Here is a 12116-nt window from a genome sequence, read left to right as displayed (position 1 = left end):
TCACGCCGGGGCGGCGTCGCGCGCAGGCTGCGCGACACGGCCGGGGCGGCTTGAAAGGATGCGAAAGTTTAACATGACGACGAGCAGCAGCAGGATCGCGGCCCCGCCGTTGTGCGCGACGGCGACGGGCAGCGGCCACTGCAGCACGATGTTGGTCAGGCCCGTCACGAACTGCAGCAGGACGACCAGCAGCACGCCGTTCGCGGGCCGCCGCAGCGATTCGAAGCGGCGCATCTTCAGTGCGAACGCGACCAGATACGCGACCACGACGAACGCGAACGTGCGGTGCGTCCAGTGGATCGCAACCAGCGCGTCCTGCGTGATCGCGTCGCCATCCTTCGTCATCCCGAGCGCGCGCCACAGGTGGAAGCCGTGCTGGAAGTCCATCGGCGGAATCCACTGGCCGTTGCAGGTCGGGAAGTCGGTGCACGCGAGCACCGCGTAGTTGGTGCTCACCCAGCCGCCGAGCGCGATCTGCACGACCAGCAGCACGAGCGCCGCGAGCGCGGCCGCCCGGTAACGCCCGGCCTCCGGATCATGCGACGGCAGCGGCGTCTGCCGCGCCGCGAGCCAGCCGAGCGTGCCGAGCAGCGTGAGGCCGAGCAGCAGGTGGATCGTGACGATCACCGGCTGCAGCTTCATCGTGACCGTCCATGCGCCGAACGCGCCCTGCACGAGAATCAGCAGCAGCAGGCTCGTCGGCCACCACGGCGACACGTGCAGTGGGCGGCGGCGCAGCCGCGCAGCCCACGCGATCGCCACCTGCGCGATGATCAGCACGCCGATCGCCATCGCGAAATAGCGGTGGATCATCTCGATCCACGCCTTCGTCATGCTGACCGGCCCGGTCGGCATCGCCTGGTGCGCGGCCGTGATCGCGGCGTGCGCGATGAACGGCGACGACGTGCCGTAGCAGCCCGGCCAGTCGGGGCAGCCGAGGCCCGAATCGGTCAGCCGCGTGAAGCCGCCGAACATCACGAGGTCGAGCGTCAGGAACGTGGTGATCCACACGAGCTTGCGGAATTTGTCGTCGTCGGCCTTCACCCACACGTACGACAGCGGCAGCAGCGCGATGCACGCGCCGATCAGGCCGAGTTGCAGTAGATACGACATCGGAATGGTGCCTCGCTCTCTCGCCTTAACCGATGCTCGACCACTTCAGCAGCTTCGTCACGTCCGACTTGATCTTGCTGGGATTCGGGTCTTTCGGGAAACGCATCATCAGGTTGCCGTTCGGGTCGACCATGTAGATGTGGTCGCTGTCCTTCGTGCCGGCATCGGCCGGCAGCCACGCGGCCACCGCGGCCGGATCGGCGACGAGCCGGCGCGTGTCCGGATATGCGTCCAGCACCTTCTGCGGCACCGCGCCCGCATCGCTGCGCAGCCACACCATCGTGATCCGGTGCCGTTCGCCCGCCTGCGTGACGCGGATCTGGCGCATGAAATAGAGCTTCTGCGCGCACGCGTCGTCGCACGCGCTGCGGTCGGTCATCACGAACAGCCAGACCCCGCGCAGCGACGACAGCGGCACCGTCTTGCCGGTTTCGTCGGTGACCTGCAGATCCGCCGGAATCGGGCGCTGCGGCTCGATCAGCGTGCCGTAGTTCGTCGACCCGCCCTTCGGCTTGATCACGTAATAGGTGAAGTACGACGCGATCATCGGCGCGGCGCACACGAGACCGAGCAGCACGAGCATCCAGCGGCCGCGCTTGCGGGCCGCGGGCGACATCGGCGCAGCGGCCGGACCCTGACGGGAAGATTGCATGGACAAATCAGACCTCTCGAAACGAACCCGCGGCGCCGGCGCCGCGTCCTGGCATGACGCTCACGCGCCGGCCGACTTCTTCGCCGCACGCCGCGCGGCGTACAGGCCGAAGCCGAGCGCGGCCGCCGCCATCGCCCACCACTGAAACATGTAACCGTAATTGCGCTCGACGCCGGTCGTCGCCGCCGGCCAGTCGCGCACGAGCCTGTCGCCGTCGTCGCTCGTCTGCTGGATCACGAACGGCTGCAGCGGCAGCCCGGTTTCCTTCGCATACGCGGCGACGTCGAGGTTCTGCCGGATCTTCTGGTGCGCGGCCGACCCGCCTTCGCCGAGCTCGAACGCGCGCGACGCGTCGGCGCGCGCGATGCCGACGATCTCGACGTCGCCCGCCGGCGTCGCGAACGGCTCGATCGCCGTGCGATCGGCGATGTTGCGCGGCAGCCAGCCGCGGTTCACGAGCACGACGCCGCCGCCCGTGAGTTTAAACGGCATCACGACGTAAAAACCCGGCTGGTCGTTATACGGCCGATTGTCGAGGAACACCGCCTGCTCGGGCAGGAAACGGCCCTTTGCCCGTACGCGATGAAACTCGATCGACGCGAGCGGAACCGGCTGCGCGCCGAGGTCGACCGGCGCCGCCTGCTCGTAGCGCGCGATGCTCGCCTGCAGCGCTTCCTTCTGGTGCGCGCGGTCGCGCTGCCAGAAACCGAGCCGGATCGTGACGGCGACGACGACGAGGATCAGCAGCGCAGGCAGCCAGCGAATCTTCATCGGGCGGCCCGCCCGGCGCGTTCGCGAAAGCGAAGTGCGATAATTATCCTCTTCCTTTCGAATTGCCGTCGTCCGGTTCGCGTCATGCACATACTCGTTCCCATCGCCTTCGTCCTCATCATTGCCAGCATGGGCTCGGCGCTCTACTTCATGATGCACGACCGCGGCCATACGAAACGCATGGTCTGGTCGCTCGCCACCCGCGTCGGGCTGTCGGTGTCGCTGTTCCTGCTCATCCTGTTCGCGAACTGGATGGGCTGGATCCATTCGACCGGTTTGCCGATCGGACGTTGATGCCGTCGCCGCGCCGGCCGCCGTGACATTTAGCCGCACGGCCGCGCCACCAAGTAAAAGCGCCGCCTGACTGAGTCGCGGCGGCGCCAGGGTGGTCTCGCCCGCAGCTTCGCCGCCGCGCCCGCGACACCAATGAAAACGGCCCGCGCATCGCTGCGCGGGCCGTTTTTCCATTTACAGCCAGTAGACGACGACGTACAGGCCGAGCCAGACGACGTCGACGAAGTGCCAGTACCACGCGGCGCCTTCGAATGCGAAGTGATGATCGGGCTTGAAGTGGCCGCGGATCATCCGCACCAGCACCACCGCGAGCATCGTGCCGCCGAGGAACACGTGGAAGCCGTGGAAGCCGGTCAGCAGGAAGAACGTCGAACCGTACACGCCCGAGTTCAGCGTCAGGTTCAGTTCGTTGTACGCGTGGTAGTACTCGAAGCCCTGGAGGAACAGGAAGCAGATACCGAACACGAGCGTCGCGGCCAGCCACGCGATCGCCTTCTTGCGATGATCGTCGCGCAGCGCGTGGTGCGAGATCGTCAGCGTCACGCCCGACGACAGCAGGAACGCGGTGTTCAGCGTCGGGATCGGCCACGGGCCCATCGTCTTGAAGTGACCGGCGAGCGCGGCGGGGCCTTCGTTCGGCCACACGGCGGAGAAGTCCGGCCAGATCAGCTTGTAGTCGAGGCTGCCGAGCTGGTGCAGCGCGATTTCACGCGCATAGAACAGCGCGCCGAAGAACGCGCCGAAGAACATGACTTCCGAGAAGATGAACCAGCTCATGCTCCAGCGGTACGACTTGTCGACGTTCTTGCCGTAATGACCGCCTTCCGATTCGGCGATCGCGTCGCCGAACCAGTGATACAGCGTGAAGAGCAACCACAGCAGGCCGAGCAGCGCCGTAAAGGGCGCCCAGTCGTGACCGTTGATCCACAGCGCTGTCGACCCGAGCATGACCAGCAGGCCGATGGCCGCGCTGATCGGATGCTGCGACGGATGCGGCACGAAATAGTACGGGGTCTGGTTTTGACCGCTCATGCTTGATTCTCCACTTCAGTCCAATTTGTGTACCGGAAACCGCTCCGGCTTTATTTCTTGCGCGGCGAGACCGCCACCGCTCTTTCCCGCACGCCGCGCCGTGGCGCCGCGCACTGCATTCTTTCGTGGCCGCGAGCCGCTACTCAACCCACGACCGCACGCACGATCAGGATCAGCACGCCGATGAACATGCCGGCCGCGATCAACGCGACGATCAGCACGTGCAGCGGATTGAGCTGCGTCGCGTCGGCCTCCAGGTCGCGCCGCTTGCGCACCCCGAAGAACGACCACAGCACCGCTTTCAGCGCCTGACCGAACGTTCCGCTCCGCTTGACTTCCGTCATCGCCCCGCCTCCTTCGTCATGCGTCCGGCTTCGCCGCACCCTGCGCCGCCGCCGTACTGCGCTGCGCCGGTGCCGGCGTGGCCGGGGTATTCAGCTCGAAGAACGTGTACGACAGCGTGATCGTCTTCACGTCCTTCGGCAATTTCGGGTCGATCACGAACACCACCGGCATCTTGCGCGACTCGTTCGCGGTCAGCGTCTGCTGCGTGAAGCAAAAGCACTCGATCTTCTTGAAGAACTCCGTCGCCTGCTTCGGCGCGTAGCTCGGAATCGCCTGCGCCACGACCGGCCGGCCCTGCCCGTTCGTCACGTCGTACACGATCGTCGTCAGTTCGCCCGGATGCACGTCGAGGCTGTTGTGCTCCGGCTTGAACCCGAGCGGCCCGCGTGCGTTCGCATCGAACTCGACCGACACCGTGCGGCTGGTGTCGACCTGCGAGTTCTTCACCTCGCGCGCGCTGACATCGCGCTGCACCAGGTTGTTGATGCCGGTGATCTGGCAGATCGCCCGATACATCGGGATCAGCGCGAAGCCGAAACCGAACATCAGCCCGGCCACGACGAAGAGCTTCACCAGCATCGAACGATTGAACGCGCGATCCACGGCGCCCTCTTCCGGCTTCGACATACGACGACTTCCTCGCTACTGCGTCAGTTGCTGCATCAGTGGGTGGACAGCCACCACTGCTTGATCACGACACCCACGAAAAAAACGGCGGCGATGACGAGCAGGGTGAGGCCGAGCCGCTTGTTGCCCGCGCGAATCTGCTCGGGCGTTCGTCTTTCTGATGGATTCCGGGTCATCTGAAACTTCGCTGAAACTTCCGTTCCGCGCCCGCCGCGCCTGCCTGCGCGGCAGGCAGCGGCGGAACGCTCGGTGAAACTTACTCGACGTGCGGCGGTTGCTCGAACGTGTGGAACGGAGCCGGGCTCGGCACCGTCCACTCGAGGCCCGTCGCGCCATCCCACGGCTTGTCCGACGCCTTTTCCAGGTCGCCGCCGCCACGGTAGGCCGGCAGCGCGACCGCGAACAGGAAGTACACCTGCGCGAGGCCGAAGCCGAATGCGCCGATCGTCGCCACCTGGTTGAAGTCCGTGAACTGCGCCGGGTAGTCCGCATAGCGGCGCGGCATGCCCGCGAGACCGACGAAGTGCATCGGGAAGAACGTCAGGTTGAAGAAGATCATCGACGCCCAGAAGTGGATCTTGCCGCGCGTCTCGTTGTACATCCAGCCCGTCCACTTCGGCGCCCAGTAGTACCAGCCCGAGAACAGCGCGAACAGCGAACCGGCCACCAGCACGTAGTGGAAGTGCGCGACCACGAAGTAGGTGCCGTGATACTGGATGTCGAGCGGCGCCATCGCGAGCATCAGGCCCGTCAGGCCGCCGAACGTGAACACGAACAGGAAGCCGATCGCGAACAGCATCGGGGTTTCGAACGTCATCGAGCCGCGCCACATCGTCGCGAGCCAGTTGAACACCTTCACGCCCGTCGGCACCGCGATCAGCATCGTCGCGTACATGAAGAACAGCTGGCCGGTGACCGGCATGCCCGTCGCGAACATGTGGTGTGCCCAGACCATGAACGACAGGATCGCGATCGATGCCGTCGCGTACACCATCGAGCTGTAGCCGAACAGCGTCTTGCGTGCGAACGCCGGGATCACCTGCGACACGATCCCGAACGCCGGCAGAATCATGATGTACACCTCGGGGTGGCCGAAGAACCAGAAGATGTGCTGGTACATCACCGGGTCGCCGCCGCCTGCCGCGTTGAAGAACGACGTGCCGAAGTGGCGGTCGAACAGCACCATCGTGATCGCGCCTGCCAGAACCGGCATCACCGCGATCAGCAGGTACGCGGTGATCAGCCACGTCCACGCGAACATCGGCATCTTCATCAGCGTCATGCCCGGTGCGCGCATGTTCAGGATCGTCACGACGATGTTGATCCCGCCCATGATCGACGACGCGCCCATGATGTGGACCGCGAAGATCGCGAAGTCCATGCCCGGGCCCATCTGCGTCGACAGCGGCGCGTACAGCGTCCAGCCGGCGGCCGTCGCGCCGCCCGGCGCGAAGAACGAGCCGACCAGCAGCACGGCCGCGACCGGCAGCAGCCAGAAGCTGAAGTTGTTCATCCGCGCGAACGCCATGTCGGATGCGCCGATCTGCAGCGGAATCATCCAGTTCGCGAAGCCGACGAACGCCGGCATGATCGCGCCGAACACCATGATCAGGCCGTGCATCGTCGTGAGTTCGTTGAAGAACTCCGGACGCATGATCTGCAGGCCCGGCTCGAACAGCTCCGCACGGATGCCGAGCGCCATCACGCCGCCCGACAGGAACATGATGAACGAGAACAGCAGGTACAGCGTACCGATGTCCTTGTGGTTGGTGGCGAACAGCCAGCGACGCCAGCCGTGCGGGGCTTCGTGCGCGTGGTCGTCGTGCGCGTGGTCCGCGGCTACGTCGTGCCCGATGCTAGACATGAGAATCTCCTAATGCGAATACGTCGACTAACTCAGCGACACGTCAAGCCGCCGGGCCGATCTCGACACGCCGGGCTTCCTTCGCGTCAGCCCCGCCCGTGATCGTTTCCGGCTTTTTGAGAATAATGTGGTCTTCCGCCACGCCTGCTGCCTTCAGCGCATCGCGCACGGCCTGCGCCCGATGCTTCGCCAGTTCGGCGTTCGCGTCGGCCGAGCCCGTCTTGTCGGTGAAGCCCGACAGCGCGAGCTTCGCGTCCGGATGCGCCTTCGCATAGTCGGCCGCGGCGGCGATCGCCGCCTTCGCGTCGGCCGGCAGCACGCTCTTGCCCGTCTCGAAGTAGATCGTCGACAGCGCGGCCGATGCCGCTGCCGCCGGCTGCTCGGCGCCCGACGCGGCTTGCGCCGGCGCCGAAGCCGCTTCGGCCGGTGCCGCTGCCGCGCCCGCCGTGTCTTCCGGCAGCTTGCCGTTGCGTGCGTCGGCCACTTGCTTCGGCTGCAGCAGGTCGTTCTTGTGGTTGCCCCACGAGTTGCGTTCGTACGTGACGACCGAAGCGATGTCGAGGTCCGACAGCGACGCCCACGACGGCATCGCGCCCTTGCCGTGCAGCACGCGCTCGACGTGCGCGGCGATCGGGCCGTTCACGATCGGGCTGCCGTCCATCGCCGGGAATGCGCCGAGGCCCTTGCCGTTCACCTGGTGGCAGGCCGCGCAGTTCGCCTTGTAGACTTCCTCGCCGTGCGCGACGAGTTCGGCCATCGTGTAGACCTTGTTCGGATCGACTGCCGCGCCGGCCAGCTTCGCCTTCTGCGCGGTGACCCACTTCGCGTAGTCGTCGTCCGACAGGACTTCGACGACGACCGGCATGTACGCGTGTTCCTTGCCGCACAGCTCGGTACAGAAACCGCGGAACGTGCCGACCTTGTCGGCCTTGAACCACGTGTCGCGCACGAAGCCGGGGATCGCATCCTGCTTCACGCCGAACGCGGGCACGTACCACGAGTGGACGACGTCGTTCGCGGTCGTGATGATGCGGATCTTCTTGTTGACCGGCACGACGAGCGGATTGTCGACTTCCTGCAGATAGGTGTCGGTGATCGGCTTCTTGCCCATCACTGCGTCGCGCGGGGTGGTCAGCGTCGACAGGAAGCCGATGCCCTCGCCCGGACCCTTCACGTAGTCGTAGCCCCACTTCCACTGGTAGCCGGTGACCTTGATCGTGAGATCGGCGTTCGTCGTGTCCTTCATCGCGACGACGGCCTTCGTCGCCGGCAGCGCCATCAGCACGACGATGACGAACGGCACGATCGTCCAGATGATCTCGACGGTCGTGCTTTCATGGAAATTGGCGGCCTTGTGGCCCTTGGATTTGCGGTGCGCGAAGATCGAATAGAACATCACGCCGAACACGCCGACGAAGATCACCGTACACAGGATCAGCATCATCGTGTGGAGATCGTAGAGCTCCTCGGCGATCTTCGTGACAGGCGGCTGAAAGTTGATCTCGTTGACACGGGGGCCGCCCGGGCTATCACCGACCGCCAGGGCCGCACCGGCAAAGAGCAATCCGCTGCATGCCAGCACGCCCGCGAGGGCTCGCTTGATTGTTTTCATAGCATCCTTACCCAAAATTTCCATTCAAACCCTCCCCCGTCGCAAGCCGCCGGCCTGTTCCGGCCGATGACTGCGCCTCGTCAGCCGCAGCGCCTGAGCGACACGCGCAGTTCGTCGGCGAACTGCGCACGCTTGTACTGCGCGAGATGCTGCCCGATTACGACGGTCTGCCCACGCGATACCAGTCGAATCGGATCGCGTGGCGTCGCACCCGGCTCGACCCGCACCCAGCGCGGGTTGAATTCGATCTGCGTGAGCCGCTCCGCATCCATCCGCTCGATCACGAGCCGGTGCGGGAACAGCCTGATGCGCTCGTAATCGACCGCATGGCGAGCATGGATCGCAAACGCGACACCCACCGCCAGCAACTCGATGCCGGTGAAGGGCATGACAAGCCAGGCCCCTCTCCACATCAGCAACGCCGCGATCGCCAGCGAGAAGCCCGCGAGCGACGCGTAAAACAGCACGAACTGGCGTGGCGACACCGAACAGTTGCGTTTCATCAGCCAGTCTTCGAGGACCGGTTCGCTGTCCGCCGTCTTCGCCAAAACGCTCGCTGCTTCCATCGCCGCCTCACGCGAATGGCATGCGATGCATGCCTGCATCGGACTCGCCGCCCCGTATTGCGGGGACCCCGGGACGACAAGCTGACGCATTATAGGCGGGTTCAATGGCATCCACAAGCAAGCGCCTATCGCCCGCCAAGCCAAGCGCGACAAGCTTCCCGGCCGTTTTTGCCGCCAATTCGACCCCGCTTTGCGCCGCTAATTTCGGACATAACAAAACCCCTCTTTACCGCTTTACCGATTCTTCGGACGCCCCTTGCCGATGTCCTCGATGCGCACGATCCCGTGCCCTTCCGCGGTCGTGCGCGGCACGGCCTTCCATGCGTGGCCGTAGATCACCTCGAACGTGAGCGGGATCGTGCCGTCCTCGCGCCGGCGCGCGTCCAGCGCATCGCCGAGCGCCGCGCGAAAGCGCCGCGTCGCGTGCTGCGGCGCCGTGCGCTCGAACGGATAGGCGCCCCAGCGGCGCACGTCGGCGAGCAGCGAATCGGGGGATTGGTAGGTGACGGTCAGCACTTCCTGGTCCATCACGGGAATCTCGAAGCCGCTCTCGACGAGCATGTCGCCGAGGTCGTGCATGTCGACGAAATCGATCACGCGCGCCGCGGGCGGCGCGACGCCGAGCGACGCTTCCGCGTCCGCGCAGGCCGCGCGCAGCTCGCGCAGCGTGTCGGGGCCGAGCGTGCTGAACATCAGCAGCCCGTTCACGCGCAGCACGCGCTGCCATTCGGGGAAGACGGTATCGGGACGCGAATGCCAGTGGAGCGCGAGATTCGACCAGATCAGGTCGAACGCGCCGCCCGGGAACGGCAGCGTAGCGAAGTCGGCCTGCGCGACGCGCGGGCCGCGTTGGCCCAGCGCGCGGCCGAGCGACGCCGGCAGCCAGCGGCGCCAGGTGGTCTGCTCGACCTCGCGCTGACCGGCCCGCGCGAGCATCGCACCGGACAGGTCCACGCCGAACACCGGCGCTTCCGGAAAGCGCGCGCGCAGCGCCGGCAGGTCGTCGCCCGGGCCGCAGCCCGCATCCAGCACGGCCGCGGGGCTCACCTTGATGTATTCGAGGCGCTCGTTCATCCGCTGCGCGATCTCGCGCGGCAGGAACGCAACCGCATCGAACGTGGCGGCACGGCGGTCGAAGATCCGCCGCAGGCGCCTGGCGTCATTGGCCGGACGGCCGGTTGAAGTCGAAGCTGGGGACATGTCGGGCACACTGGCGAAGAGCCCGAAGTATACTCGCTCGCCTCGCAAGCTTCATCGAGGCGGCATGCCTGGAGTGTTGCGATGGTCCGCGGTTCCGCCGAGCGCACGATGCGCGTCGTTTTGTCGCAGATTCGAGCGCTGGTCGTGCGCGTTGCCGCGGTCACGCTGCCGAATCGCTGCGCGTTATGCGGCAATTTGTCACACACCGTGATTTGCGGCGCCTGCGATGCCGCGTACTGGAATGAAGCGCGGCTGCGCTGCGAGGTTTGCGCCGTGCCGCTCGGGGTCGGGCACGCGCGCCCGCCCCGCGGTGGCCGCCCCGGCGCCGGTCGCGCGGCCGCGTACCGGTGCGACGCATGCTGCACCGCGCCGCCGCCGTTCGACGCGACGCTCGCGCTCGCCGATTACCGCCCGCCGCTCGACGGGCTCGCGCGCGGCCTGAAGTTTCACGCGCGGCTCGCGCTCGGCGGCGAATTCGCGGCCCGGCTTGCGCGGCTGGTCGACGATACGCGCGGCGCCAGCGGCTTCGATCTCGTCGCGCCGGTGCCGTTGTCGCACCGGCGGCTCGTCGCGCGCGGCTACAACCAGGCGTGGGCGATCGCGCGTCCGCTCGCGCGCCGGCTCGGCGTGCCGGCGGACGCGGCCTTGCTCGCGCGTGTCGCCGACACCGCACCGCAGTCGCGGCTCGACCGGCACGCACGGCGCGACAACGTGATGGCGGCTTTCGCGGTGGCAGGCGGCGTCGCCGGCCGCCACATCGCGCTCGTCGACGACGTGATGACGTCCGGCGCGACGCTCGCGGCGGCCGCGCACGCGCTGAAGGCGGCGGGCGCCGCGCGCGTGACGAATCTGGTTGCGCTGCGCACCGCCAGGGATTAATTAGATAAAGAGGCCGGCCGCCCGCAAGCGGCCGTCACGAACCGGCTGGCCGGGCGCACCCGTGTATCGCGTGGGCCCGGCCGGCCCAGCCAAACCGAAACATGTTCAACGTCGTCCTCGTCGCCCCCGAAATTCCGCCGAACACCGGCAACGTGATCCGCCTGTGCGCGAACACCGGCGCGCACCTGCACCTGATCGAGCCGCTCGGCTTTCCGCTCGACGACGCGCGGATGCGCCGCGCCGGCCTCGACTATCACGAGTATGCGCAGATGCGCGTGCACCGCGACTGGGACGCGTTCGTCGCGTCCGAAACGCCCGATCCCGCGCAGATGTTCGCGTTCACGACGCGCGGCTCGGGCCGCTTCCACGATCACGCGTTCCTGCCCGGCGACTGGTTCGTGTTCGGCTCGGAAACGCGCGGCCTCCCCGCCGAGCTGCTCGAACGCTTCCCGAACGAACGGCGCGTGCGCCTGCCGATGCGGCCGGACAACCGCAGCCTGAACCTGTCGAACACGGTCGCGGTGGTCGTGTTCGAGGCGTGGCGCCAGGCCGGCTTCGAAGGCGGCGCCTGAAACTTGCCGAGCGCGGCCCGCCGCACCAGATGCGTCAGGTTCGCGCGAGCCGCGCGCGGTACAGGTCGTAGATGTCGGAAGAAAAGCACGCGAACACCACGCGTGCGAGGTTCGGCGCCTGCGCCAGCATTTCGGTGACGGTGCCGACCGCGATGTCGACGGCCTCTTGCGCCGGATAGCGGTAGATACCGCAACTGATCGCCGGAAACGCGATCGACGTCGCGGCGACTTCCTCGGCCAGCTCGATCGCGCGCCGGTAGCACGACGCGAGCAGGTCGGCTTCGCCGCGCGCGCCGCCATACCAGACCGGCCCGACCGCGTGGATCACGTAGCGCGCCGGCAGCCCGTGGCCGCGCGTGAGCTTCGCGTCGCCGGTGTCGCAGCCGCCGAGCGTGCGGCACTCGGCAAGCAGGCCGGGGCCGGCCGCGCGGTGGATCGCGCCGTCGACGCCGCCCCCGCCGAGCAGCGAGCCGTTCGCCGCGTTGACGATCACATCGACGTCGAGCGTCGTGATGTCGACGCGTTGCGCATCGAGCGTGGTGGAATGGATCTGCAGCATGACACCCTCGCGGAACGCCGGAGACGATTC

General features: G+C 66.8%; 15 protein-coding genes. 3 read left to right on the top strand and 12 right to left on the bottom strand.

What is annotated here, in order from left to right:
* The 3 genes from A9Z05_RS23685 to A9Z05_RS23675 are packed head-to-tail and all read right to left on the bottom strand — an operon-like array spanning window position 1 to window position 2536.
* Complete coding sequence (locus tag A9Z05_RS23685; protein ID WP_069620250.1) at window positions 1-1113, bottom strand: heme A synthase; 1113 nt, start codon at window positions 1111-1113, stop codon at window positions 1-3.
* A 25-nt stretch (window positions 1114-1138) separates the two neighbouring features.
* The gene (locus A9Z05_RS23680) at window positions 1139-1765 is read right to left on the bottom strand and encodes a cytochrome C oxidase subunit I (protein WP_069620249.1); all 627 of its coding nucleotides are present in this window, start codon (window positions 1763-1765) and stop codon (window positions 1139-1141) included.
* 60 nt (window positions 1766-1825) lie between these two features.
* Window positions 1826-2536: an SURF1 family protein gene (locus tag A9Z05_RS23675; RefSeq protein ID WP_069620248.1), complete on the bottom strand. Its 711-nt coding sequence runs from the start codon at window positions 2534-2536 to the stop codon at window positions 1826-1828.
* Between the two features lie 84 nt (window positions 2537-2620).
* Between A9Z05_RS23675 and A9Z05_RS23670 the strand changes: the two genes are divergently transcribed.
* Window positions 2621-2830 carry a twin transmembrane helix small protein gene (locus tag A9Z05_RS23670; RefSeq protein WP_006477735.1) on the top strand — a complete coding sequence of 70 codons (210 nt, stop codon included), beginning with the start codon at window positions 2621-2623 and terminating at the stop codon, window positions 2828-2830.
* 174 nt (window positions 2831-3004) lie between these two features.
* On the opposite strand, the gene A9Z05_RS23665 is transcribed toward A9Z05_RS23670, so the two are convergent.
* The 8 genes from A9Z05_RS23665 to A9Z05_RS23635 all read right to left on the bottom strand — a co-directional run bounded on the left by A9Z05_RS23665 (window position 3005) and on the right by A9Z05_RS23635 (window position 10076).
* On the bottom strand, window positions 3005-3862 hold the full coding sequence (locus A9Z05_RS23665) for a cytochrome c oxidase subunit 3 (RefSeq protein WP_039346195.1): 858 nt from the start codon (window positions 3860-3862) through the stop codon (window positions 3005-3007).
* 143 nt (window positions 3863-4005) lie between these two features.
* Window positions 4006-4206: a DUF2970 domain-containing protein gene (locus tag A9Z05_RS23660; protein ID WP_069620247.1), complete on the bottom strand. Its 201-nt coding sequence runs from the start codon at window positions 4204-4206 to the stop codon at window positions 4006-4008.
* A 16-nt stretch (window positions 4207-4222) separates the two neighbouring features.
* On the bottom strand, window positions 4223-4834 hold the full coding sequence (locus A9Z05_RS23655) for a cytochrome c oxidase assembly protein (RefSeq protein WP_069620246.1): 612 nt from the start codon (window positions 4832-4834) through the stop codon (window positions 4223-4225).
* 35 nt (window positions 4835-4869) lie between these two features.
* Window positions 4870-5010 carry a cytochrome oxidase small assembly protein gene (locus A9Z05_RS37025; protein WP_089435671.1) on the bottom strand — a complete coding sequence of 47 codons (141 nt, stop codon included), beginning with the start codon at window positions 5008-5010 and terminating at the stop codon, window positions 4870-4872.
* 80 nt (window positions 5011-5090) lie between these two features.
* Complete coding sequence (gene ctaD, locus A9Z05_RS23650; protein WP_050014798.1) at window positions 5091-6698, bottom strand: cytochrome c oxidase subunit I; 1608 nt, start codon at window positions 6696-6698, stop codon at window positions 5091-5093.
* Between the two features lie 43 nt (window positions 6699-6741).
* The gene (gene coxB, locus A9Z05_RS23645; RefSeq protein ID WP_069620245.1) at window positions 6742-8334 is read right to left on the bottom strand and encodes a cytochrome c oxidase subunit II; all 1593 of its coding nucleotides are present in this window, start codon (window positions 8332-8334) and stop codon (window positions 6742-6744) included.
* A gap of 56 nt (window positions 8335-8390) precedes the next feature.
* The gene (locus A9Z05_RS23640; protein WP_069620244.1) at window positions 8391-8915 is read right to left on the bottom strand and encodes a DUF2244 domain-containing protein; all 525 of its coding nucleotides are present in this window, start codon (window positions 8913-8915) and stop codon (window positions 8391-8393) included.
* A 195-nt stretch (window positions 8916-9110) separates the two neighbouring features.
* Window positions 9111-10076, bottom strand: coding sequence for a methyltransferase domain-containing protein (locus A9Z05_RS23635; protein WP_069620243.1), 966 nt, complete (start codon window positions 10074-10076; stop codon window positions 9111-9113).
* A gap of 81 nt (window positions 10077-10157) precedes the next feature.
* Between A9Z05_RS23635 and A9Z05_RS23630 the strand changes: the two genes are divergently transcribed.
* Both A9Z05_RS23630 and trmL read left to right on the top strand, forming a co-directional pair.
* A complete protein-coding gene (locus A9Z05_RS23630; protein WP_069620242.1) occupies window positions 10158-10955 on the top strand; it encodes a ComF family protein in 798 nt (265 codons plus the stop codon).
* Window positions 10956-11056: 101 nt separating this feature from the next.
* Window positions 11057-11527, top strand: a complete 471-nt coding sequence (trmL, locus tag A9Z05_RS23625) for a tRNA (uridine(34)/cytosine(34)/5-carboxymethylaminomethyluridine(34)-2'-O)-methyltransferase TrmL (protein WP_069620241.1) — start codon at window positions 11057-11059, stop codon at window positions 11525-11527.
* Between the two features lie 34 nt (window positions 11528-11561).
* Here the strand turns inward: trmL and A9Z05_RS23620 are convergent, their stop codons facing one another.
* Window positions 11562-12086, bottom strand: coding sequence for an O-acetyl-ADP-ribose deacetylase (locus tag A9Z05_RS23620; protein WP_069620240.1), 525 nt, complete (start codon window positions 12084-12086; stop codon window positions 11562-11564).
* Between the last annotated feature and the right edge of the window lie 30 nt (window positions 12087-12116).

Origin of the sequence: Burkholderia sp. A2, assembly GCF_001729305.1 — a bacterium.
In the GTDB taxonomy this organism is placed as follows: domain Bacteria; phylum Pseudomonadota; class Gammaproteobacteria; order Burkholderiales; family Burkholderiaceae; genus Burkholderia; species Burkholderia sola.
This window is presented reverse-complemented; position numbering and strand designations above follow the sequence as displayed.